Source organism: Photorhabdus temperata (genome assembly GCF_025384845.1).
In the GTDB taxonomy this organism is placed as follows: domain Bacteria; phylum Pseudomonadota; class Gammaproteobacteria; order Enterobacterales; family Enterobacteriaceae; genus Photorhabdus; species Photorhabdus temperata.
This window is the reverse complement of sequence record NZ_JAJAFX010000027.1, coordinates 46,390-69,694: the sequence shown is the minus strand read 5'-3', so window position 1 is coordinate 69,694 and position 23,305 is coordinate 46,390. Positions and strand designations below refer to the sequence as shown.

The 23,305-nt window shown below is 41.3% G+C and carries 28 protein-coding genes and 1 pseudogene; 12 read left to right on the top strand and 17 right to left on the bottom strand.

Features of this window, described 5'->3' with window-relative positions; all coding sequences use genetic code 11:
• Positions 1–22: 22 nt before the first annotated feature.
• The gene (locus tag LGZ99_RS12365; protein WP_021322895.1) at positions 23–241 is read left to right on the top strand and encodes a protein SlyX; all 219 of its coding nucleotides are present in this window, start codon (positions 23–25) and stop codon (positions 239–241) included.
• 117 nt (positions 242–358) lie between these two features.
• Here LGZ99_RS12365 and slyD read toward each other — a convergent pair whose 3' ends face one another.
• From slyD to kefG, 4 genes are all read right to left on the bottom strand, one after another.
• Positions 359–934, bottom strand: coding sequence for a peptidylprolyl isomerase (gene slyD, locus LGZ99_RS12360; protein ID WP_021322896.1), 576 nt, complete (start codon positions 932–934; stop codon positions 359–361).
• 87 nt (positions 935–1,021) lie between these two features.
• On the bottom strand, positions 1,022–1,225 hold the full coding sequence (locus LGZ99_RS12355) for a YheV family putative zinc ribbon protein (protein WP_021322897.1): 204 nt from the start codon (positions 1,223–1,225) through the stop codon (positions 1,022–1,024).
• The gene (kefB, locus tag LGZ99_RS12350) at positions 1,209–3,053 is read right to left on the bottom strand and encodes a glutathione-regulated potassium-efflux system protein KefB (RefSeq protein ID WP_051769535.1); all 1,845 of its coding nucleotides are present in this window, start codon (positions 3,051–3,053) and stop codon (positions 1,209–1,211) included. The genes LGZ99_RS12355 and kefB overlap by 17 nt, the downstream gene beginning before the upstream one ends.
• Before the next feature lie 2 nt (positions 3,054–3,055).
• Complete coding sequence (kefG, locus tag LGZ99_RS12345) at positions 3,056–3,607, bottom strand: glutathione-regulated potassium-efflux system ancillary protein KefG (RefSeq protein ID WP_021322899.1); 552 nt, start codon at positions 3,605–3,607, stop codon at positions 3,056–3,058.
• A gap of 127 nt (positions 3,608–3,734) precedes the next feature.
• Between kefG and LGZ99_RS12340 the strand changes: the two genes are divergently transcribed.
• Positions 3,735–5,660 (top strand): ABC transporter ATP-binding protein, encoded by a 1,926-nt coding sequence (locus LGZ99_RS12340; RefSeq protein ID WP_036839750.1) that lies wholly within the window; start codon positions 3,735–3,737, stop codon positions 5,658–5,660.
• 234 nt (positions 5,661–5,894) lie between these two features.
• On the opposite strand, the gene LGZ99_RS12335 is transcribed toward LGZ99_RS12340, so the two are convergent.
• The 7 genes from LGZ99_RS12335 to LGZ99_RS12305 all read right to left on the bottom strand — a co-directional run bounded on the left by LGZ99_RS12335 (position 5,895) and on the right by LGZ99_RS12305 (position 10,044).
• Positions 5,895–6,785, bottom strand: coding sequence for a LysR family transcriptional regulator (locus LGZ99_RS12335; RefSeq protein WP_023044353.1), 891 nt, complete (start codon positions 6,783–6,785; stop codon positions 5,895–5,897).
• Between the two features lie 553 nt (positions 6,786–7,338).
• On the bottom strand, positions 7,339–7,437 hold the full coding sequence (locus LGZ99_RS24825; RefSeq protein ID WP_331271572.1) for a DUF1240 domain-containing protein: 99 nt from the start codon (positions 7,435–7,437) through the stop codon (positions 7,339–7,341).
• A gap of 587 nt (positions 7,438–8,024) precedes the next feature.
• Positions 8,025–8,234 (bottom strand): hypothetical protein, encoded by a 210-nt coding sequence (locus tag LGZ99_RS12325; protein WP_036839748.1) that lies wholly within the window; start codon positions 8,232–8,234, stop codon positions 8,025–8,027.
• Between the two features lie 118 nt (positions 8,235–8,352).
• Positions 8,353–8,565, bottom strand: a complete 213-nt coding sequence (locus tag LGZ99_RS12320) for a hypothetical protein (RefSeq protein WP_152552750.1) — start codon at positions 8,563–8,565, stop codon at positions 8,353–8,355.
• A gap of 281 nt (positions 8,566–8,846) precedes the next feature.
• Positions 8,847–9,092 (bottom strand): hypothetical protein, encoded by a 246-nt coding sequence (locus tag LGZ99_RS12315; protein WP_036839742.1) that lies wholly within the window; start codon positions 9,090–9,092, stop codon positions 8,847–8,849.
• Complete coding sequence (locus LGZ99_RS12310; RefSeq protein WP_262979148.1) at positions 9,085–9,795, bottom strand: hypothetical protein; 711 nt, start codon at positions 9,793–9,795, stop codon at positions 9,085–9,087. Before LGZ99_RS12310 ends, LGZ99_RS12315 begins: the two co-directional genes overlap by 8 nt.
• 42 nt (positions 9,796–9,837) lie before the next feature.
• The gene (locus LGZ99_RS12305; protein ID WP_036839737.1) at positions 9,838–10,044 is read right to left on the bottom strand and encodes a hypothetical protein; all 207 of its coding nucleotides are present in this window, start codon (positions 10,042–10,044) and stop codon (positions 9,838–9,840) included.
• A gap of 268 nt (positions 10,045–10,312) precedes the next feature.
• On the opposite strand from LGZ99_RS12305, the gene LGZ99_RS12300 reads away from it, so the two are divergent.
• From LGZ99_RS12300 to murP, 3 genes are all read left to right on the top strand, one after another.
• Positions 10,313–10,792: an Hcp family type VI secretion system effector gene (locus tag LGZ99_RS12300; protein WP_036839735.1), complete on the top strand. Its 480-nt coding sequence runs from the start codon at positions 10,313–10,315 to the stop codon at positions 10,790–10,792.
• A gap of 232 nt (positions 10,793–11,024) precedes the next feature.
• Entirely contained in the window at positions 11,025–11,930 is a 906-nt protein-coding gene (murQ, locus tag LGZ99_RS12295; protein WP_262979147.1) for an N-acetylmuramic acid 6-phosphate etherase, read from the top strand.
• A 30-nt stretch (positions 11,931–11,960) separates the two neighbouring features.
• Positions 11,961–13,412 carry a PTS N-acetylmuramic acid transporter subunit IIBC gene (gene murP / locus LGZ99_RS12290; RefSeq protein ID WP_023044195.1) on the top strand — a complete coding sequence of 484 codons (1,452 nt, stop codon included), beginning with the start codon at positions 11,961–11,963 and terminating at the stop codon, positions 13,410–13,412.
• A 57-nt stretch (positions 13,413–13,469) separates the two neighbouring features.
• On the opposite strand, the pseudogene LGZ99_RS12285 reads toward murP, so the two are convergent.
• Positions 13,470–13,595: pseudogene (locus LGZ99_RS12285) on the bottom strand (LysE family translocator); the annotation flags it as partial.
• Positions 13,596–13,697: 102 nt separating this feature from the next.
• On the opposite strand from LGZ99_RS12285, the gene LGZ99_RS12280 reads away from it, so the two are divergent.
• From LGZ99_RS12280 to LGZ99_RS12270, 3 genes are read left to right on the top strand one after another with little or no spacing between them, the layout of a single operon-like run.
• A complete protein-coding gene (locus tag LGZ99_RS12280) occupies positions 13,698–14,678 on the top strand; it encodes a hydrolase (RefSeq protein ID WP_023044193.1) in 981 nt (326 codons plus the stop codon).
• Positions 14,675–14,893 carry a YheU family protein gene (locus LGZ99_RS12275; protein ID WP_021322908.1) on the top strand — a complete coding sequence of 73 codons (219 nt, stop codon included), beginning with the start codon at positions 14,675–14,677 and terminating at the stop codon, positions 14,891–14,893. The genes LGZ99_RS12280 and LGZ99_RS12275 overlap by 4 nt, the downstream gene beginning before the upstream one ends.
• Positions 14,894–14,913: 20 nt before the next feature.
• The gene (locus LGZ99_RS12270) at positions 14,914–15,783 is read left to right on the top strand and encodes a phosphoribulokinase (protein ID WP_023044192.1); all 870 of its coding nucleotides are present in this window, start codon (positions 14,914–14,916) and stop codon (positions 15,781–15,783) included.
• 122 nt (positions 15,784–15,905) lie between these two features.
• Here LGZ99_RS12270 and LGZ99_RS12265 read toward each other — a convergent pair whose 3' ends face one another.
• A complete protein-coding gene (locus LGZ99_RS12265) occupies positions 15,906–16,313 on the bottom strand; it encodes an OsmC family protein (protein WP_021322909.1) in 408 nt (135 codons plus the stop codon).
• Between the two features lie 320 nt (positions 16,314–16,633).
• On the opposite strand from LGZ99_RS12265, the gene crp reads away from it, so the two are divergent.
• Positions 16,634–17,266, top strand: a complete 633-nt coding sequence (crp, locus tag LGZ99_RS12260; protein ID WP_004240730.1) for a cAMP-activated global transcriptional regulator CRP — start codon at positions 16,634–16,636, stop codon at positions 17,264–17,266.
• Between the two features lie 40 nt (positions 17,267–17,306).
• Here crp and argD read toward each other — a convergent pair whose 3' ends face one another.
• Positions 17,307–18,518, bottom strand: a complete 1,212-nt coding sequence (gene argD, locus LGZ99_RS12255; RefSeq protein ID WP_036839725.1) for a bifunctional acetylornithine/succinyldiaminopimelate transaminase — start codon at positions 18,516–18,518, stop codon at positions 17,307–17,309.
• Positions 18,519–18,641: 123 nt separating this feature from the next.
• The gene (locus LGZ99_RS12250) at positions 18,642–19,217 is read right to left on the bottom strand and encodes an aminodeoxychorismate synthase component II (RefSeq protein ID WP_021322911.1); all 576 of its coding nucleotides are present in this window, start codon (positions 19,215–19,217) and stop codon (positions 18,642–18,644) included.
• A gap of 243 nt (positions 19,218–19,460) precedes the next feature.
• On the opposite strand from LGZ99_RS12250, the gene LGZ99_RS12245 reads away from it, so the two are divergent.
• Positions 19,461–19,811 (top strand): YcgJ family protein, encoded by a 351-nt coding sequence (locus tag LGZ99_RS12245; protein ID WP_081858327.1) that lies wholly within the window; start codon positions 19,461–19,463, stop codon positions 19,809–19,811.
• 113 nt (positions 19,812–19,924) lie between these two features.
• Here LGZ99_RS12245 and ppiA read toward each other — a convergent pair whose 3' ends face one another.
• Positions 19,925–20,494, bottom strand: coding sequence for a peptidylprolyl isomerase A (ppiA, locus tag LGZ99_RS12240; RefSeq protein ID WP_023044189.1), 570 nt, complete (start codon positions 20,492–20,494; stop codon positions 19,925–19,927).
• A gap of 306 nt (positions 20,495–20,800) precedes the next feature.
• Here ppiA and yihA point away from each other — a divergent pair, with 306 nt between their 5' ends.
• Positions 20,801–21,433, top strand: a complete 633-nt coding sequence (gene yihA, locus LGZ99_RS12235) for a ribosome biogenesis GTP-binding protein YihA/YsxC (protein ID WP_021322913.1) — start codon at positions 20,801–20,803, stop codon at positions 21,431–21,433.
• A 77-nt stretch (positions 21,434–21,510) separates the two neighbouring features.
• Here yihA and LGZ99_RS25015 read toward each other — a convergent pair whose 3' ends face one another.
• Complete coding sequence (locus LGZ99_RS25015) at positions 21,511–21,558, bottom strand: small protein SpfP (RefSeq protein WP_438361642.1); 48 nt, start codon at positions 21,556–21,558, stop codon at positions 21,511–21,513.
• A 395-nt stretch (positions 21,559–21,953) separates the two neighbouring features.
• On the opposite strand from LGZ99_RS25015, the gene LGZ99_RS12230 reads away from it, so the two are divergent.
• Positions 21,954–23,246, top strand: coding sequence for an RCC1 domain-containing protein (locus tag LGZ99_RS12230; protein WP_036839723.1), 1,293 nt, complete (start codon positions 21,954–21,956; stop codon positions 23,244–23,246).
• Positions 23,247–23,305 lie beyond the last annotated feature (59 nt).

Below are 23,305 nucleotides of genomic sequence, written 5' to 3'. Positions count from 1 at the left end.
CGACCTGAAACGGGAGAAAATCATGGATCTGTCAGAATTTGAGCAACGGCTTGAACATTTGGAAAGCCGAGTTGCCTTTCAGGAAATCACTATCGAAGAGTTGAACGAAGTGGTTACTGAGCAGCAAATGGAGATGGCTAAGTTGAGGGAGCATTTGCGGTTGATGACAGAACGATTGAAAGCCACTCAACCATCAATGGTCGCTTCACAGTCTGAAGAAACGCCACCACCTCATTACTGATTTTAACTAAGTAAAAAAACAACCAGTCACAATACACAGGGCAAGTAAGAGAAACCGACTCTCCCAAGCTTGCCCCGCTTTTTTGAAGATTAAAGCCTGATAATCCGCTTTAATCTATCAATGGCAGCTACCGCCACCGCAGCATCCGTTCCCTTCATTGTGGTGGTGGTGACCATCGTCATGGCCGTGACCACCACAGCAACCCCCTTCACCATGTTCGTGACCATGCGCGCCGTGAACATGACCATGAGCCAGCTCTTCTTCGGTCGCTTCGCGGATAGCAATAACTTCAACATTGAATTTCAGATTCTGACCAGCCAGCATATGGTTACCATCAACCACAACGTGCTCATCTTCAACCGCAGTGATTTCTACGGGTACCGGTCCCATGTCGGTATCAGCCAGGAAACGCATGCCAACTTCCAATTCATCAACACCAACAAATACATCTTTTGGCACACGCTGAACCAAATTGTCATCATACTGACCATAGGCATCATCAGCCTGTACGCTGACATCAAAATTCTCACCAGCCTCACGGCCTTCCAGCGCTTTTTCCAAACCGCTGATCAATGAACCACGGCCATGCAGATAGTCCAACGGCGCACTCACCGGTGACTCATCAACTAAAACACCATCTTCCGTTCTTACCTGATAAGCCAGGCTGACTACCAAGTCTTTTGCTACTTTCATGACATCTCCTACCCGTGGGCCTAAAAATTTCACCGATTGTAGCGGAATTCTAAGCCCCTGTACCCACCCGCATTAAAATTCATACAATTATTGTGGTGTAAAAATACCAATAACCTGCTCCTGTTTTCTCACATGAGAGGCCACTTTCTCATCAGTTTGGCGTTGTTGATGTCCACAATGAACACATTCCACCACATCCACCTGATCTTCCCGCCACATTGCCAGCGTGTCCTGAGAGTGACATTCAGGGCAGACAGCACCAGCAATAAATCTTTTACGGCTTACTGTCATTGTTTGCTCCGCTACTCGTCATATGTTCGTGTTCATTCCAACCATCCGGTTGGAGACGCTCATTCAGCATTTCCCGCTCAAACAACTCTTCCAGTTCCCGTCGCGCCTCTTTTATACGGGATATCTGAGCCACATCACCCTGTATCTGTGGCATCAATTCTCTCAGCATCCGCATATCCAACCGCTGAAAATGATGTTTTGCACGATAAGCCTTATGCGGATGCATTCCCAATCCGACCAACGTCTTACGGCCCAATTCCAATGCGCTGGAGAAAGTTTCGCGGGTGAAATTTTCTACGCCATTCTGTAGCAGTTCATGCGCTTCCAAGCGTCCTCTTGCCCGCGCCATAATATGCAGATTCGGGAAATGTTTTTGGCATAAATGAACGATCATCATGGTATCTTCCGGCTCATTACAGGTAATAACTATCGCTTTGGCTTTATTCGCCCCTGCCGCACGAAGCAATTCCAATTCAACCGCATCACCATAATAAACTTTGTAGCCATAACGCCGCATGGTACTGACAACACTGACATCACGCTCCAGCACCGTTATGTGGATTTTATTCACCATCAAAAGACGGCCTATTACCTGCCCAAACCGGCCAAAACCAACTAAAATCACCTGTGGATCGTTATCTTCCACAAATGGCTGCTCTTCCGTCTCATCCGGAGCATTATAACGGCGTGCCAAAATGGCATCTATCAGTTGCATCACAAGCGGCGTTGTCATCATTGATATCGTCACTACAACCAACAACAAAGCCATCTGCCCGCTATTGAGTACATTCTGGCCCAGTGCGGCAGAAAACAGAACAAAAGCAAATTCTCCGCCCTGGCTGAGAACGCCGGAAAATTGCAAGCAGGATGAACCCCGTAAGCCCGCAGTCCATGCGATAAGATAAAGAACAACGCCTTTCACAATGACCAAAGCCAATACGCCAAGTAACACATCGGACAAATGTATCAGTAGCACGCCCAGATTCAGGGACATACCTACCGAAATAAAAAACAGTCCTAACAGTAATCCCTTGAACGGTTCTATGGATATTTCCAGTTCGTGGCGATATTCACTATCTGCCAGCAATACACCGGCGATAAAGGTTCCCAGTGCCATAGAAAAACCCAGCGCTTCCATAAACAACGCCGAACTGAGCACCACCAATAATGCCGCCGCAGTAAACACCTCACGTACCCCAGCTCTGACGACCAAACGAAACAACGGACGTAACAGATAACGACCACCCAGCAACATAACGGCAAAGGCGGCTATTTTTAACGCTATCCGATACCAGTCACTGGATGCTGTTTCACCTGCCAGAAGCGGGATCACCGCCAAAGCCGGGATCACCGCCATATCCTGAAACAGCAAAACAGAGAAACCAAGCTGCCCGCCTTCATTGCGGTTCATGCCCTTCTCTTTCATCAGTTGCAGAGCCATTGCTGTTGAGGACATCGCCATCCCGATACCACCGATAACCGCCGCCTGCCACGAAAAATCGGTCAGATATAACAGCCCAGCCAGCACACCTGCGGTGAAAATAACCTGGGCCGCACCAACACCAAAAATCGATCGCCTGAGTTGCCAGAGTTTAGAAGGATTAAGTTCAAGGCCGATAATAAACATCAGGAAAACGATCCCCAACTCAGAGAAATGAAGAATATCATCAACATCCCTGATAAAGCTTAACCCCCACGGGCCAAGGACAATCCCGGCGAACAGATAACCTAATACTGCCCCAATCCTGAATTTCTGTGCGATCGGCACTGCCACTACCGCAGCAAATAAAAATAATACCCCGGCGTTGAGTTGCGCTGAATGCTCCATAGCTATAGCCCTCCTAATGATAATGGCGATTTGAGCCACTCACGATAAGCATTAGCATGGATAGCAAGAAGTTCAGGTTTTTGACGACGTGCCCAATAAATAATTATCGGTGATAACCAATGCATACGGCACATGGATGCTGTCAGTTCAAAAGAGCGAAGAATCTCTTCCATCGGATAGAAGTTATAACCATCAGCCCGGAAAGCGCCTTCCGGCTCTCCGGTGGTGATCACTGAACGCCAATATTTCCCCTGTAATGCCAAGCCGGTGGTACCACTGGCAAACCCCCGCGTCAGCACGCGATCCATCCACTCCTTTAATAAAGCAGGACAACTGTAGGTATATAATGGATGTTGAAAGACAATTACCTGATGTTCACGAAGCAGTTGTTGCTCATGGTAAACATCAATAAAAAAATCTGGATAAGCTCTATATAAGTCGTGAACCGTAACATGCTCTAAATCCAGCACAGGTTGCAACAAAACGCGATTTGCTACTGAATCCTGTGGCTCAGGATGGGCATACAGCAGCAGGACTTTAGGCGGCTGTAACATCGTTCCCTCCTCAAGAACGTGTCAGGACACGTATTTTCCGTTACCATGCATACAAAGTGACAAAATCAGGGCGCTTATTGTCCCATTATTTTCTAATAATTTAACATACTCTATACAAACGACACCTATGATTGTTTTCTCTTCATTACAAATTCGTCGCGGAATCCGTGTCTTGCTGGATAATGCCAGCGCCACTATCAATCCCGGACAGAAAGTGGGTCTGGTAGGGAAAAATGGCTGTGGTAAATCTACCTTACTTGCACTATTAAAAAATGAACTTCAAGCTGAAGCAGGAACATTCACTTTTCCCACTAACTGGGCGCTGGCTTGGGTGAATCAAGAAACACCGGCACTGGAAATACCTGCTCTGGAATATGTCATTGATGGTGATCGTGAATTCCGTCAACTGGAACGACAACTACAATTAGCCAATGAAAAAAATGACGGTAATTTGATCGCTCATCTACACAACCAACTGGACACGATTCAAGCCTGGACCATCCGTTCAAGAGCATCAAGTTTACTTCACGGTCTAGGCTTTTCTCAGGATCAACTGAATCAACCAGTACGTGCGTTTTCCGGTGGATGGCGTATGCGCCTCAATCTGGCGCAAGCCTTGCTCTGCCGTTCTGATTTGTTGTTACTTGACGAACCAACCAACCATCTTGATCTGGATGCAGTGATCTGGCTGGAAAAATGGCTGAAAAACTACCCCGGTACATTAATCCTTATCTCCCATGACCGGGATTTTCTGGACCCGATTGCCGATAAAATCCTTCATATCGAACAACAATCACTGTTTGAATACAGTGGCAACTACTCCTCTTTCGAACGTCAGCGCGCGACCAAACTGGCGCAACAACAAGCACTTTATAAAAGTCAGCAGGAGAAAGTGGCACATCTGCAAAGTTATATTGACCGTTTCCGGGCCAAGGCCAGTAAAGCCAAACAAGCTCAGAGCCGTATCAAGATGCTGGAGCGGATGGAGTTGATAGCACCTGCCCATGTTGATAACCCGTTCCATTTCAGTTTCCGTAAACCGGAAAGTCTGCCAAATCCACTGCTGAAAATGGAAAAAGTCAGCGCAGGCTATGGCGAACGGACGGTTTTGAACTCCATCAAACTGAATTTAGTTCCCGGCTCCCGCATTGGCCTGCTTGGTCGTAACGGCGCCGGTAAATCCACGTTGATCAAATTACTGGCTGGTGAGCTGCAATCTCAGAGTGGAGACGTGGAATTAGCCAAAGGGATCAAACTGGGATATTTCGCCCAGCATCAGTTGGAATATCTGCGTGCTGATGAATCACCATTACAGCATATAGCACGCCTTGCGCCACAGGAAACAGAGCAGCAACTCAGGGATTATCTGGGGGGTTTTGGTTTCAAAGGTGATCAAGTCACTGACCCAAGCGGGCGTTTCTCCGGGGGAGAAAAAGCACGTCTGGTTTTAGCATTGATGGTTTGGCAACGCCCTAATCTTCTGTTGCTTGATGAGCCAACCAACCACCTCGACCTGGATATGCGTCAGGCCCTGACAGAAGCGCTGATCGATTTTGATGGTGCATTGGTTGTGGTTTCCCATGACAGGCATCTACTGCGTTCAACAACCGATGAATTGTATTTGGTTCACGATGGCCGGGTAGAATCTTTCAATGGCGATTTGGAAGATTATCAACAATGGCTAACAGATCAGCAGCGTCAACAAAATCAGCAATTACGTGAGAACACCGATAAGGAAAAAGAATCTTCCGGTCAAAGTGCTCAAGAAAGAAAAGATCAAAAACGGCGTCAGGCTGACTTCCGTAACCAAACGCAGCCATTGCGCAAACAGCTGACCAATCTGGAAAAACAGATGGATAAACTGGGTAACGAACTGACCGTATTAGAAGAACAGCTGTCAGACAGCGCTGTCTATGATAATAGCCGTAAAGCAGAATTGACTGAATATCTGCAAAAACAAAATCAAACCAAATCAAAACTGGAAGAAATTGAATTAGCGTGGATGGAAATTCAGGAGCAACTTGAGCAAATGACGCAAGAGTTTGAAGGGTAAATACTTTCATAAATAACATTAAAAAAATAAAGCGGAGAAAACAATCCGCTTTATTTTTGATAATATTTACACCAAAAAATCTCATTCATATTATTAACCCATTCACAAAAATGAATATTATTATCGTAAAATTTTAATTTTAATTTTAATTTTAATTTTAATTAAAAAATCATATGAAATTTATTTTCATCTAAAATTGCATTTATTAGTCGAATCCACCCACGTTTTTCTGATTCACATATTATCAACTAATGAAGAAAATAGTTTCGCTGCATTTATCAAATCACAGTCTATAACTGGACTCCATAAGATACCAAAATCAATCTCCATATCAGTTTCTAAAATTTCAAGTAAATCAATATATTGTGATGGAATTGAACGAACCACTTTCTGCGGAACTAAAGAAAAGCCATTATGTTTTATTATCAATTCAGTCATTACTATAATATCATTAGTTTTTAACATTAAATTCATGCTCTTATCATAAATAGAAAATGTGTTGATGACATCGGCAAAATCAAGAGACATATCATTCTCATCAGTATCAATAAGGTGATATAAGGAGGCTATTTCAGCATTAAATTCAGCAAAATTTTGAATCCAATCACTACCTTTTTTAAAAAAATAAACGAGTTTTTCAGTAAAAATCCTCTTAGGCATCAGTGATGAGGTTAACGGCAAAGGAACAATAGCAATATGCAATAGACCAGAATTTAACAAACTCATCTGCTGTTGGAATGGCAAACCTGTAATTAGCACAAGCACGGTTTTTTCCTGTTTACCTAAAAAAATCGGCTCTTTCATTTTCCCAGAATCATAAATAGGAAAACAGGAACTCACATAAAGATAATTTGGTGAGTCGTCTTGCAAATCATGGTGAACCTGAATCTGAAACTGCTCAAAATGCCCCAGTAATTTCTGAGCATTTTCTAATGTTTTTTGCCCAAAATCAGTTAGCCTGGTCCCATTTGGCCCTCTGGAGAAAAGTAGAGCGCCAAATAAATTTTCCAGTGCATTAATTTTCTTTGTCAACGCAGGTTGTGAAATATTTAATATTTGAGAAGCCTTATGATAATTAAGTGTTTCAGCTAACACGATAAAAGCTTTTAGATTACGTATATCCACATTTTCACCACTCAGGTTTATCTCATATACTTTCTTTGGGTTACTATTTCAGTAGTAAACTGAATTATTTACACTTAAATTAATTAAACAAAGATTAAACAACAACTATACGATGATCAATTAATTTATTCTAAAAAAGTCGGCTATATATATCACGACATTTCCCTTAACGATTTACCCATGTTTTCTAGATAAACAAGTAAGTAATTCAATTAAATAAAATGCATTAGAAAATGATAATTTTTTTATTTTTAAAAATTTTCCTATATCAATTACCAGCCACCCTGTGATATGTAATTCCTGCTATGCAGGATAGTGCAATTTACCTGACGTATGCTATTTTTAAATATTGTAATTTAATTTTAAATAAGCCAGTTTTTATTGGTTAGAGATCAAAATCATAGTTAAAATATACTTTAACTTTACATTCCAATTTATTAATATGAATTATATTATTTAAATAAAAAGAACAAGATCACCGGTTATATGTATAATACTTCCCCCATAACGTCACCAGTTATGAAAAAATTAATTATATTTAGATGAAATAATATCAATCACATAGTTTAATATCTTTTACATAGGTATTTAGCAACATCCAGGATATTCTTTCACATACCAAATAGTTATCACCTCTTAATTTATAATCCACATAGAAAGATATGATAACATTTAAAAAAATGCAATAATGGTTATCGAACTAAAATATTTATTAAAGCTATCATGATGCTTAGGATAACGGCCAGTTATATTAAAAAAATATCATAAAAACACTACTTGAGAATGTTATTTCATCATCCATTTTAACAAAAGAAATTAAATTTTCTCCTGTCAAAAAGAAAGTGAATGACGCTAAAATAGCAATGATTATATGTACAATATTTTTTTATTTTCCATAATGTCCCCAGTTATGAGGAAATTGATTGAGATTAGCTTCTGGCGTTCTTAGTTTCCTCTCCATTTCTTTTTTGAGTAAATTAATACCAAAATAACAATAATCCAAAGAATAATTAACTCCCACAAAAGATCCTTAAACCATATTAAAAAAGCTCCTTAAACCGCTCCTTACTAAAAAATTTTTTACTCATATACTAACCGAATTCGATAAACAATAATAAAATGATGCAGTATGAAAAAGTACTTCTTAAATACAAATCTATATACTAGGGTCACATAATGTCAGACACATATAGCATTTATTAAAAACAAACTAAGCTAAGCATATATAAATATATATGCTTAACAACGTTTACCAATAAACCACATAGCAACAAAAACAATAAAAATACCAACCAAAGTTAAGCTAAACCATATATCTGGAAAAAAGATATTAGCTACAAATGCCCAAATAACAATAATCCCAAAAGGAATCATCTCCCACAAGAGATCCTTAAACCATATTAAAAAAAGATCCTTGAACCATTCCTTACTAAAAAATTTTTTACTCATATACTAATCGCATTCGATAAACAATAATAAAATGATGCAGCATGAAAAAGTCCTTCTTAAATACAGACATATATAGCATTTATTAAAGACAAACTAAGCTAAACATATATAAATATATTTATTTCCTCTTACTAATACACCAAAAAACAAAAGCCGTAACAACCACAATACCCAATAATGTTAATCGCCCCCATATATCTGGAAAACAAGCTGCGGCCATAGCTGACCAAGCGATAATCAAGATAAAAGGAATTGTGTTCCACAAAAGATCTTTAGTCCATATAAAAAAAAGATCTTTGAACCATTCCTTACTAAAAATTTTTTTACTCACCTTCACACTCGTATACTAATCGAATTCGATAAACAATAATAAAATGATACAGCATGAAAAAGTCCTTCAAAAATACAAATCTATATCCTAGGATTACATAACAGCAGGCACATCAACCATATAGTATATAGGATGATAGAATTTATTAAAAATAAGCCAAAGCTAAGCATATAAATAACGTTTCATAATTCTTCTACACATGACCTTCTTCAACCCATTGTTATACATAGAATTATGAGTAGTATAAGATGTAGCGCTATTTTGGAATCTTATTTATATGCTTAGCTTTTACGCTTATCATTTATACGCTTCTCACTTATATATGAAAAAACAAAAAGACAAATAAAAACAACAATAACACCAAACAATGCTAACCATCCCCATATATCTGGAAAAAAGACTACAGCCATCATTGACCAAACAAAAATAATTATTACAGGTATAGTTGACCACAAAAGATCCTTAAACCATATTAGAAAAAGATCCTTAAACCACTCTCTGCTAAAAATTTTTTTTACTTTATTCATGATTAATTATTCCAATAATCTCAGAAACAATATCATCTTCGCTACACTTTTTCCCAATAAGGCTAACACCCTTTGACAATACAGGTTCAAATATAAAATACAACATTTCCAATTTCAGGTTGTATAACGCCCAGTAAAAAAGTGGACACTCTCTTTTTAGTTTATCGTCTGATACAGTAGCTTTATCAAAGTAACCATATGATTGAAAAGTAAATAAAGCACCATTTGCAAATTTTCGAATAGCGTTCCTTATAACAACATTACGAATTAAAGAAAGATATATAGCATCTGCTATCACAATAGATATAGAGTATTTTGTAGCTTTAGATGTTGATAAATTAGAAAAAACCTTTAATAACTTAAGATATATTATTTTTTTCGCTTCCTCATTCTGGTTCTTTAATAACTCGTCAGTAAATACCTTTGCCACTTCCTTTATGAAACTAAAATTCGTTCCGTTGACTATATTCCATATAGTCAAAATCATTCTCTTATCTTCACTATTTATTTTAGTATTTACATCTTCATAGCCATCAAAGAAATATGATGTTCTCCAAATTGCTCGCGTTGCCCCTCTCTCTATCAGATCTACTGTATCTTCTGCTACATCTCTTAGCTCACTACCTATCTCCTCGGCCTTTAGAGCCAACACTCGGTTGGCCTCTTGTGTCATTTTTATGTAATGTTCAATATAGTTTGCCATTTTTTATCTCCCTAAAAAATGAATTAATCAAAAATCGCCACACTAGTGTTTAATGGATGGAGTTTCCAATTTGAGTGAAAGAGTACGACCATCCGAAACTCTCATATTAATTAGATCAGCTTCAATTGACGATAAAAGCTGAAAACATAGCATCATCATCAATGCCAGTTTCTCCTCTGAAACTAACGAGCTATTCTCTAACGCATCACTTAGTTGTTGCAATAACTGTTCTCTATCTCTATCGTCCATACGACTAAACCCATTCACAATTAAAATTAGAGTATAACACCATTATATAGAAAATAACCACATCTATTATATAATGGCAAAGCGTTTGTAAATAGTAGCACTTAAAATTATCCCTTATAAGATAAGTAAATAAAGTGTTATAAATTTTTTATGGAAAAATTCGATATTAAACTATTATTTTTTTATATTTTAATGTTAAGGTTATATTTCCACCACCTAAGCACACAGCTTAGGTAATTTAAACAAAGAACTCATATGGTAATTGTTTATGTCACATATAATTTATTTGTCGTTAAATGGTAAGAAACAAGGTTTAATTTCTGCTGGTTGTTCAACTCTGGACTCTATAGGAAACCGATATCAAAAGGGGTACGAAGATCAAATACAGGTATTGAGTTTAAGTCATATGATAACTCGCGAACAAAATGTAGATCATCACCCATTGCAGTTCATTAAGCCAATAGATAAATCATCTCCATTATTATCAATGGCAATCTCTTCAAACGAACTACTGCATGCGGTTTTTCTCTTTTATAGAACAAACACCGCAGGGAAGTTAGAACTTTTCTATGAGGTCAAATTAACAGAAGCGAGCATTGTTGACATTTCTTGCACCTACCCGAATTCGATAAATAATAATGAAATGATGCCGTATGAAAAAGTCCTTCTCAAATATAGATCTATATCTTGGAATCACGTAACGGCAGGTACATCAGCCTATAGTATATGGGATGACAGAATTTATTGAAAACAAGCTAAGCATATGTAATATATATGCTTAGCATTTACGTTTCTCACTTATATAAAAAAACAAAAATTTTCTCAAACCTATTCACAGCACTTTGTTCTATAACCGATAAAATATATTCACTCCACAAAGCTATCGCTTCTGTCGAAACACCGACCAGATTTGCACTTTATTACAAAGAAGAGTAAATAACTATTTATCATTTCAAAAATATTCCTGTTAGGAAAGTAATATGAAAATCAATCTCAACAGTATGGTGACAGAAAGCCGCAACCCAGCCAGTACCTGCATTGACACTCTGCCTACCCTTGAGATGCTACAAATCATTAATGATGAAGATAAAAAAGTCGCACTGGCGGTAGAGCAAACTTTGCCGCAAATCGCTGCAACGGTAGATAAAATTGCCGAAGCTTTCCGCCAGGGAGGCCGTTTAATCTATATTGGCGCCGGTACATCCGGCCGGTTAGGGATTCTGGATGCCAGTGAATGCCCCCCCACTTATGGCTCCAGACCGGAACAGGTGATTGGCTTGATTGCAGGAGGGCATCAAGCCATCTTGAGGGCCGTTGAAAATGCAGAAGATAACCGGCAATTAGGCACAAATGATCTTCAAGCGCTAAACTTTAACTCTAAAGATGTATTGGTTGGTATTGCCGCCAGTGGCCGTACACCTTATGTTCTGGGTGCTATGGAGTATGCGAAATCAGTGGGAGCCACCGTCGCCTGTATCAGTTGTAATCCTGACAGCCCGATGACACAAGCAGCCGATATTGCCATGATACCCGTCGTTGGGCCGGAAATTGTCACCGGTTCATCACGTATGAAAGCCGGTACAGCACAAAAACTGATCCTCAATATGCTCACTACCGGCGCCATGATCCGCACAGGAAAAGTTTATGGCAATCTGATGGTGGACGTAGAAGCGACAAATGCCAAATTGGTTGAAAGGCAGAAAAATATCGTTATGGCAGCCACAGAATGCGACCGTGCACAAGCTGAGCAAGCACTGGTTGCATGTGATGGACATTGCAAAACAGCCATTGTGATGATTCTGGCAGGAATAGATGCTCAACAGGCAAAAGCGTTACTGGAAAAGAATCACGGTTTTATTCGCCCGGCAATCTCAACAACTCGGTAATCTTTTCCTTTCTGAGAAGGAATAAATAAGATGGCTAAAATTAATCAAGCACTAATTGTTCAGATCCTTACAGCTATCGGCAATGCGGGTAATGTGGCTCAATGTGGTAACTGTATGACCCGCCTACGACTGACACTGCATGATAATACTCAGGTGGATAAAGCCGCACTGAAACAGATCCCCAATGTGCTGGGTATTATTGAAAGTGATAACCAGTTGCAAATTGTCCTTGGACCGGGAAAAGCCCAGGCTGCGGCTGAAATAATGAATCAATTGCTGGATTCTTCTGCCCATACAGAACAACCGGCACGGAACGACACTGATTTAACCCATATAGCCTCCGCCAATAAAAAACAGTTTAAAGAGAAGCAGGTTAGTGCAGTACATAAATTCCTGACGAAATTCGCTACTATTTTTACACCGATGATCCCCGGCTTTATTGCCGTTGGTCTATTGTTGGGCTTTGCCACTTTACTTGAACAGATCGCCATTCAGGGTGCTGAACATCCTAATACCGTATTAATTGAAATCATCGGTTATATGAAAGTATTCAGTAAAGGAATGTTCAGCTTTTTGAGTATCCTGGTTGGCTATAACGCGCAAAAAGCCTTTGGTGGTTCCGGTATAAACGGCGCGATTATCGCCTCGCTGTTTGTACTGGGCTATAACCCGGATGCCACCAGCGGTTTCTACTCCGGTATCTCCACTTTCTTTGGTTACAGTATCGATCCACGCGGCAATATTATCGGTGTTCTTATTGCCGCTATTCTGGGAGCATGGGTAGAACGACAAGTTCGTAAGATCATTCCGGACAATCTGGATATGATCCTCACTTCAGCGATTACCCTGCTGATCATGGGAGCAATCGCCTTTATTATTATCATGCCGTTAGGAAGCTATCTGTTTAGCGGCATGTCATGGTTATTCCTTAATCTTAACGGCAATCCTTTTGGTACTGCGATATTAGCAGGACTATTTCTGCTCGCCGTTATGTTTGGTGTACATCAGGGATTCGTCCCGGTCTATTTCGCGCTAATGGACGCACAAGGCTTTAACTCTCTGTTCCCAATCCTCGCTATGGCTGGAGGCGGACAAGTTGGTGCAGCACTGGCGCTGTATGTCAAAGCGAATAAAGATTCTCTGCTGCGTACTCAGATAAAAGGCGCCATTATTCCAGGCTTTCTCGGTATCGGTGAACCCTTGATTTACGGAGTAACCTTGCCACGCATCAAACCTTTTATCACCGCTTGTTTGGGCGGGGCCACCGGGGGGTTCTTTATCGGTCTGGTGGCTTATTTAGGTTTACCTATTGGATTGAATACGGTTTTCGGTCCATCCGGGTTGGTCGCACTGCCACTGATGACCTCCAACAACGGTATTTTTATCGGGATGGCAGTTTATGCCACCGGATTGGTGGTTGCTTATATCAGCGGTTTTGTCCTGACTCTGCTGTTCGGCAATAAAAATGTCGATTTGACTTGATATTGCCGATTTGCACATCACCACAAGTCAGCGCCCGCAGCAGAGCAGAACCGCTGTCAATCCCAAAGAACGGACAAAACCAAAGTTGGCACCAGATGAGGTCAGTAACATGTTGTTTGGACCTGGGGTAATCGCAGAAATAAACAAAAAAGTTATTAATGAAAAAATCAGGCTTGCTGTCATGAATGGTTCCTTTCATCCTGAATAATTGAGTTTCCCTTTCACAGAAAATATCAGTATGTTATTTACCATACAAGATAACTAATCATTTAACCCGAAACCATTATGTCCGATATCTTTCGTCCTCTAACCGGAGCCAGTAATCCGCATTTGCAGACACTACTCCCGCGTCTGGTGCGGCGGTATCCTGAACTGCAACCATACTGGCAACGACTTAATTTGCCGGATAACGATTTTGTTGACCTGGCATGGAGTGAAGATCCAGCAACCGCAGCACATAAGCCACGGCTGATCCTGTTTCATGGTCTGGAAGGCAGTTTCCACAGCCCTTATGCTCACGGTTTGCTTCGTATCTGTCAGAAAAAAGGCTGGCTTGGCGTTGTCATGCATTTCCGTGGATGCAGTGGTGAACCGAACCGCCAAAAACGTCTCTATCATTCTGGCGAAACAGGAGATGCCCGTTATTTTCTGAACTGGTTAAAACAGACCTACGGTGATGTGCCAACCTCAGCCGTGGGTTATTCCGTCGGCGGTAATATGCTGGCCTGCTATCTGGCAGAAGAAAAAACACAGGCCCGGCTCAATGCGGCAGTTATTGTTTCTGCCCCTCTGATGTTAGAAGCCTGTTCCAGCCGGATAGAAAAAGGATTTTCTCAGGTTTACGAGCGCTATTTGCTTAACAATCTGAAACGTAATGTTACCCGCAAATTGCTACGCTACCCAGGTTCTCTGCCTATCAATCTGTCCCAAGTAAAAGGATTGAAACATATTCGTGAATTTGATGAAATTGTAACCGCAAAAATCCACCGTTTTAGAGATGCAGCGGACTACTACCACCAGTGCAGCGCTCTGCCACGCCTGTCTGACATTACGGTGCCACTGTTGATTATTCATGCCAAAGACGATCCCTTTATGGCGCCAGAAGTCATCCCTGATCTCAACACCTTACCCAAAAATATTGAATACCAATTGACAGAACATGGTGGACATGTCGGCTTTGTCAGCGGTTCACTCAAAAAACCACAAATGTGGCTGGAACAACGTATTCCAGGCTGGCTGTCATCTTATCTGGAGCAACAACGATGATTATTCCATGGCAACAGCTGGAGCCAGAAACTCTGCTAAATTTGATAGAGAGTTTTATCCTGCGGGAAGGCACTGACTACGGCGAATATGAAAAATCCCTTGAGCAGAAAGTCGCTGACATACGTCGTCAGTTGGAGCAGGGGGATGTTATGCTGGTGTGGTCTGAACTGCATGAAAGCATCAATATTATGCCAAAAGAAATGTTCCATTCTTAACATTATGGAGTTTACTGCTTATGTCTGCCAAACATCCGATTATTGCGATTACCGGCTCCAGCGGTGCCGGAACAACAACAACCAGTTTAGCTTTCCGTAAGATTTTCCAGCAACTTAACATCAGCGCAGCACAGATAGAGGGGGATAGTTTCCATCGCTATACCCGCCCTGAAATGGACGCAGCAATCCGTAAAGCCAAGGAGCAAGGCAGACATATCAGTTATTTTGGGCCAGAAGCCAATGATTTTGGCATGCTGGAAAAAACCATGATTGACTATGGTGAAGCGGGTGAAGGCCGTTGCCGTAAGTACCTTCACACCTATGATGACGCGGTTCCTTACAACCAGCTCCCCGGTACATTTACTCCGTGGGAAGCCTTGCCAAAGCAGACCGATGTGCTGTTTTATGAAGGCCTGCACGGTGGCGTGGTAACACCACAACATAATGTTGCCAGTCATGTCGATCTGCTAGTGGGGGTGGTGCCGATTGTCAACCTTGAATGGATACAGAAACTTATCCGCGATACCGGAGAACGGGGACACTCACAGGAAGCGGTGATGGATTCCGTTGTTCGTTCTATGGATGATTATATTAACTACATTACCCCCCAATTTTCCCGGACACATATAAATTTCCAGCGCGTCCCGACTGTTGATACGTCCAATCCATTTTCAGCCAAAGCCATTCCATCCCTGGATGAAAGTTTTATTGTCATCCGTTTCCGTGACCTCACTCAAATTGATTTCCCGTATCTTTTATCAATGTTACAAGGTTCATTTGTTTCAAGCATTAATACCATCGTAGTTCCCGGTGGAAAAATGGGACTGGCCATGGAATTAATTATGACGCCATTGGTACAGCGATTACTGGAAGGGGAAAAAATTTGTTGATTAAAACCTGGGATAAATCCAGAAAACTCAGCGTTTGAATCCACTTCTCATATTATTCAGTTAAAAAAACAGGTAACTGATATTAGTTACCTGTCGTTATTTTTCAATCAGGAAATAATATCTTACTCTGCCTCTTTAATTTCAAAGCTGTAGGTAAGTTCAACTGATTTCCCCAACATCAACGAAACAGAACAATATTTCTCTGCGGAAAGCGTGACGGCGCGTTCAACTGCTTTATCTGATAAATCCTTGCCGGTAACAATAAAATGCAGATTAATAGAAGTAAACAAGCGTGGCGCCTCTTCACGACGGCGAGAAGTTAATTTCACTTCACAATCTTTTATGTCATATCGACCTTTCTGCAAAATAGAAATAACATCAATCGTGCTGCAACCGCCAACTGCCATTAATACCATTTCCATTGGGCTCGGTGCCTTATCGCCGGCATTTCCATCCATCATTATCTGATGACCCGAAGACGACTCCCCCAAAAGAGACAACCCTTCAACCCATTTTACCCGCGCTTGCATAAGTACCCCTTAAGTCATTTTTTGCATCAAAGCCTACTCTTTCAGTATTAAACTGGCAATCTAATGAGCGGTTTATTGTGCTGAAACAATACAAGACAAGACAGAAGCCTTTTCCTGTGTTAAAAACAGAAGCAGGTCTGGGTATATATGGGTTAAGATCAATACTCAAGTTTCAAATTTCAGATAACCTATATAAAACCCTCACCTGTCGGTTTTTCAGCAAACTAATATGTTAAGCTAGTGTCTTTTAAGCCAGCCTGACGAGAAACTTTTAGGTTCTCGTGTTATTTAGGCAGCGATAACAACAGAGGATGAAGCGAATGGTTCTCGGCAAGCCACAAACAGACCCCACTCTTGAATGGTTTTTGTCACACTGCCATATTCATAAATATCCATCCAAAAGCACGCTTATTCATCAAGGCGAAAAAGCAGAGACGCTTTACTACATCGTAAAAGGTTCTGTTGCGGTTTTGATTAAAGATGAAGAAGGCAAAGAGATGATCCTCTCCTATTTAAACCAGGGAGATTTCATTGGCGAGCTTGGATTATTTGAAGAAGGACAAGAGCGTACAGCCTGGGTACGGGCCAAAAGCGCCTGTGAAGTAGCGGAAATTTCCTATAAAAAATTCCGTCAACTGATTCAGGTAAACCCAGATATTTTAATGCGTTTATCTGCCCAAATGGCAAGCCGTTTGCAAACAACTTCTGAGAAAGTCGGTAACCTGGCTTTCCTGGATGTAACCGGCCGGATTGCTCAGACTTTACTGAATCTGGCGAAACAACCAGATGCAATGACCCACCCGGACGGAATGCAAATCAAAATCACTCGTCAGGAAATTGGTCAGATTGTTGGCTGTTCCCGTGAAACGGTTGGCCGTATTTTAAAAATGCTGGAAGATCAAAATCTGATCTCCGCACACGGCAAAACAATTGTTGTTTACGGTACACGTTAATTCCTAATTAATCAGCGCATTATATTGCGCTGATTTTTATTTACACCAACTGACTAATTGCCTTCTCCAGCCGTTCCATCCCCTGGGCTATCTCCTCTTCACTGATAATCAGCGAAGGCGTGAAACGCAGTACATCATTACCGGCACTCAATAACATCAGACCATTTTCAGCCGCCAGTTGCAGGATCTCTTTAGATTTTCCCTGATACTGCGCTTTTAGTTCCGCACCAATCAGCAATCCCTTGCCACGGATTTCACCAAATATCGAATATTTTTGATTGATATCATTCAGAAAATTCACAATCAAATGATGACGTTTTTCAACACCATCCAAGACCTCTGGCGTATTGATAATGTCAAAAGCAGCATTTGCAACCGCACAAGCCAGCGGATTACCACCATAAGTTGTGCCGTGAGTTCCCGGCACCATCACCGAAGCGATATTCGCTGTAGTCAGCATAGCACTGACAGGGAAACCACCTCCCAGCGCCTTCGCTGTGGTGATAATGTCCGGCACAACATCATAATACATATAAGAAAATAACTTACCGGTACGGCCCATTCCACTTTGTACTTCATCAAATACCAACAATATCTGATACTTATCGCAAAGTTCACGCAACCCATGAATAAATGCGGGTGTCGCCGGCGTGACTCCCCCTTCTCCCTGAACAGGTTCTAATACAACAGCACAAGTATGGTCATCCATGACCGCCTTTACTGCATCTAAGTCATTAAAAGGCACATGAATAATATCTGCGGGTTTTGGCCCAAAACCATCAGCGTATTTTGGTTGACCACCAACAGAGACCGTAAACAGGGTACGACCATGAAACCCCTGATGGAATGCGATGATTTTGGTTTTATATGGATGGTAACGGGTAATGGCATAATGACGCGCCAGCTTAAATGCAGCTTCATTCGCTTCCGCTCCCGAGTTGGCAAAAAATACCCGCTCCGCAAAAGTTGCATCAATCAGTTTCTGCGCGAGTATCAAAGCTGGTTCATTGGTGAAAATATTACTGATATGCCAAAGTTTCTCCCCTTGCTGCTTTAAAGCATCCACTAACTCAGGATGACAATGCCCCAAAGCCATAACAGCAATACCACCGGCAAAATCAATATACTCTTTCCCTTGCTGATCCCATACACGGCTGCCTTGCCCTTTCACCGGTATAAACTGTGCCGGTGAATAAATTGGCAACATGACTTGATCGTATGTATTTCTGTTTACTGCGGCATGCTCCATCATTTTCCCACCCGTTTTTTATATATACGCCATTCAAAAATGAAATTATAATCACTGAATATGCATAAAAAATCAAAGATGGGCAAATGAAAAAGATGAATAAATGAAGAAATTATTGGTATCTGGTTAATATCTAAGGAAGTTACTCAGTAGCTGATGCCCTTGCTCGCTGAGAATACTTTCAGGGTGGAACTGCACACCTTCCAAGGGCAAAGTACGATGACGAATTCCCATGATCTCATCTACATTGCCGTTATGCTGACTCCATGCAGTAACTTCAAATGCGGCTGGTAAAGTCTCTGCGGCAATCACCAATGAATGGTAACGGGTAACCGTTAATGGCCGGTTAAGCCCTTTGAACACACCTTGCTGATTATGATGAATAGCAGAAGTTTTCCCATGCATCACTTCCCTAGCTTTTACTACACTGGCGCCGAATGCCTGCCCAATTGCCTGATGCCCAAGGCAAACACCCAGAATCGGCAATTTATCCGCAAAATGAGAAATCGCAGCCAGAGAAATTCCTGCTTCATTTGGGGTGCAAGGGCCTGGGGAAATAACCAGATGTGTAGGCGCTAATCGCTCAATATCTTCAAGCTGTAATTCATCATTACGCTTGACTAAAACATCTGTTCCCAATTCACAAAAATATTGATATAAGTTATACGTAAAAGAATCATAGTTATCTATTATTAATAACATAGGAGTCTATCCTACCCATTTTTATCGCTGTATTTGTTGTCCTGCCAATCCTGCAATTTGTTTATCATGAACAACATGATTTCAGGTAAAACGGCCTAACGACAACGGGGCGGCTATCATAGCACATAAGCACTTGCAGCATAGTGTAACAAAATCAATGACTACTTTTTCCTCAACCAACTTACTCTCATACCGCTACAAAACATAGGCTCTTTTTGATATTCAATAAGTAAGGTAATTGTTATGAAGACAAAACTGATTATAGCATCTCTTTTTTTGTTGTCCTTCCCCGCGCTGGCTGCAACTAAAGCTGCAAATATTTTCTTCCCGGCAAAAGGGGTTATTTGTGATAAAAAAGGAAAATACTGCGCTGATCAGCAAGGTTTATCGCTAAAACTCACCGAGAGATATTTAGGGAAAAAAGCTTCGAAACACTTGAAAGAAATGATTGGTGATGGGAAAGATTTTGACCCTTCATCCTACACTTTGAGTAATGGTGTTCACTGTGAGAGTAAAGAGAAGAAGTGTTACAAAGACAGATATTATCCACGAACCGAAGAAAATAAAGAATTTACCAAGAAGCTGTATGAATAACGGTAAAACGGGCCTGCATTAAATGAAGGCCCAAATTGTTAATCAGATGAAAATTCACCGAGAGACCAGAAACTGCCATAATCGCAGTTGATCATTAATGTCTCAGAAAAAAGTTAAGGAATAATCTTAGCAGACAGGATAACCACGGGTTTCACCGGCACATTCTGATAGGGACCAACATTTTCAGTTTTTACTTGAGAAATTTTATCTACAACATCCATACCTTTTACGACTTTACCAAATACTGCATAGCCAAAGTCACGCTGACCATGATCAAGGAAAGCATTATCCGCTACGTTGATAAAGAATTGACTAGTAGCACTGTCTTTATCAGCGGTACGCGCCATGGAAATCGTTCCGCGTAAATTACGCAGCCCATTATCCGCTTCATTTTTAATAGCTTCTTTAGTCGCTTTCTGCTGCAAATCTTTGGTAAAACCGCCCCCCTGAACCATAAATCCAGGGATTACCCGATGAAAAATTGTATTGTTATAATAGCCCTCATTGACGTATTCAATAAAGTTTTTGGTTGTAATCGGCGCTTTCTGGCTATTTAATTCCAGTTCAATATTACCCTCTGTTGTCATCAGCTTCACATGGGTTTCACCCGCAGCCAGAGCCAGAGGTGCCATTGCGCTCAGAGAACATGCAGTTACAAGCGTTACTAAAATACGTTTAAACATTCTGGATTCCTATATATTAAGGTCAACAACACAAGCTGAAATCAATTCTAATAATCTCCTCAGCATAGTGCTCAATATTTACTTACATTTACGATATCAATCGGTTGATGCCTTGGATAAAAATTTATCCTCTCACAATAGATCAGATTTTATTTCACAAATAAGGCAATAATTGACGGCAAAATAGCAAGTTTGGCTTAACCCATCAGAAATATGTCATTATTTTTAATCCTGTCAACCAACAGTGGCTATCGGTATAATCTCCTTTGGCATATATTCAGTGCATTTCTCAGGGAGATAACCATTTTGACCATCAAAAACCACAACTATCATATGACCCGTTTTATCACGAGCGCACCTGATATTCGCCATCTGCCTCAAGAACTGGGCATTGAAGTCGCGTTTGCCGGTCGCTCAAACGCGGGTAAATCCAGCGCGCTAAATGCCCTGACGAAACAAAAAAGCCTCGCCCGTACCAGCAAAACACCAGGCCGCACACAGCTCATCAATTTATTCGAAGTAGAAGAAGGTATTCGTCTGGTTGACTTACCCGGCTATGGCTATGCCGAAGTACCGGAAGAGATAAAACGTAAATGGCAAAAAGCACTGGGTGAATATTTGCAAAAACGTGAATGCCTGCTTGGGCTAGTGGTGCTGATGGATATCCGTCATCCATTGAAAGACCTTGATCAACAGATGATCCAATGGGCGGTGGCAATGCATGTACCAGTTATGGCATTGCTGACTAAAGCCGATAAACTGACATCTGGTGCCCGTAAAAACCAGTTGAATAAAGTACGTGAAGAGTTAGCAGCTCTCAATGGAGATATTCAAGTGGAATATTTCTCCGCCCTGAAAAAAATCGGGATCGATAAATTACAACAAAAACTGGACATATGGTTCAGTCAACCAACCGTCCAAATTGAAAACCATAGCTAATACCGCTTTTGTTATTCCCACCCACTAAACTCAAATAAAAAAATGCCCCAGTCAAAACTGACTGGGGCAGCTAATATTCAGCTAAATCCGATTACGTGAAGTAAAAGGTCTGAAAGATAGAACATCTTACCTCTGTACCCTACGCCAATAACTCTACCCTATTTTATTTCTCAGAAAAAGCCTTTTTGTAATTTATTTTCAATGATTATCTCGATTCAGCTTGGGGTTTTGTTCATTAAACCGCCAGTAAATGTAGTTTAATTACATATTTATGCGATCTGGATCTAAATACGCATGGCACAATAAATCATTACGAGTGAATACAAAAAATATTCCAATATACTTTTTCAATAACACATACTCATACAATCACCCTCCACTACAAAAAATTTATTTAACTAATAATATTACTTAGTGAGAGTAAAATAACTGATAAACTCCCTCGCAATGGCATGGTTTTTCGTATAAATACCTTGTGGATAAGAATAAATCCGATACGACCTTAACCAGGAGAATAGTAATGAACCAGCATGATAATGTTTCATCAGGTACAAATAACCGTAGTAACTCTCTATCAGAATGGGGAGCAAATATCTATTACAGCAATAATATAGTCCTTGCATCCACCATCGGAGCAACCGCTATGTTATTGCAGAATGGCAGTGTAATTACCTGGGGACTTCCACATCTTGGCGGCCAAGTTCCACCCGACATTGCCGTATTACGGGATATCATTAGCTTGAGTTCAACACAATACGCATTCGCGGCTTTACGAGCGGACCGCAGCGTGGTTGCTTGGGGAAATCCAGTTAACGGTGGACAACTTCCTCCCGACATTGCTCAACTAAAGGATATCGTTAGCCTGAGTTCAACCGCTAACGCCTTTTCAGCTCTGCGAACAAATGGTAGCGTAGTTGCTTGGGGAGATAATCGCTATGGCGGCCAGGTTACACCAGAAGTTGCCCAACTACAGGATATCGTCAGTGTAACTTCATCAGGCAATGCTTTCCTGGCTCTGCGGGCAAACCGCAGTATAGTTGCCTGGGGGCGTTTAGCTGGAGTGCTCCCACCCGAGATTACCCAGCTACAAGACATCGTCAGCGTGCTTGGCAAAAACGACATGTACTCGACCTTCGCGGCCTTACGGGCAAACCGCAGTGTTGTTGCTTGGGGATACTCACTTTTTGGAGGTCAAGTTCCACCCGAAATCGCTCAATTACAAGATATCGTTAGCCTGAGTCAAACAGGCACTGCATTCGCAGCCATACGAGCAAACCGCAGCGTCGTTGCCTGGGGAAAGGCAAGTACTAGCGGCACAGTTCCACCTGCCATTGCCCAACTACAGGATATTATTAGTTTGACTACTTCAAGCGGCGCATTTACAGCGCTGCGAGCAAACCGTAGTGTTGTCACCTGGGGAGACACACCAATCCCATCAGACGTTGCAGTATTAAAGGATATCGTTGAACTCACCTCAACAAGCACAGCTTTCACTGCTCTGCGAACAAATCGTAGCGTGGTTACCTGGGGAGGTATATCGAGTATCGAGCAGGTTCCATATGACGCAGCCAAAGTACAAAATGTCATCAACCTAAGTTCATCAAGTGATGCTTTTGCAGCCCTACGAGCAGACCGCAGCATAGTCGCCTGGGGCGATATATACAGTGGTGGCAAACTTCCACCCGAGATTGAGAACTTGAAAGACGTTATCAGTCTGGTTTCAACACCCCGTAGTTTCTCAGCCTTGCGAGCAAACGGCAAGAGAGTAGGCTGGGGAGGAGGAGATTTTGTCGCGCATGGCGAATATGAGTAATTAGCCCATTAAGCATTATTCTCTAATTGTGAACAGTTCAAAGGCTGAGCCAAATACAC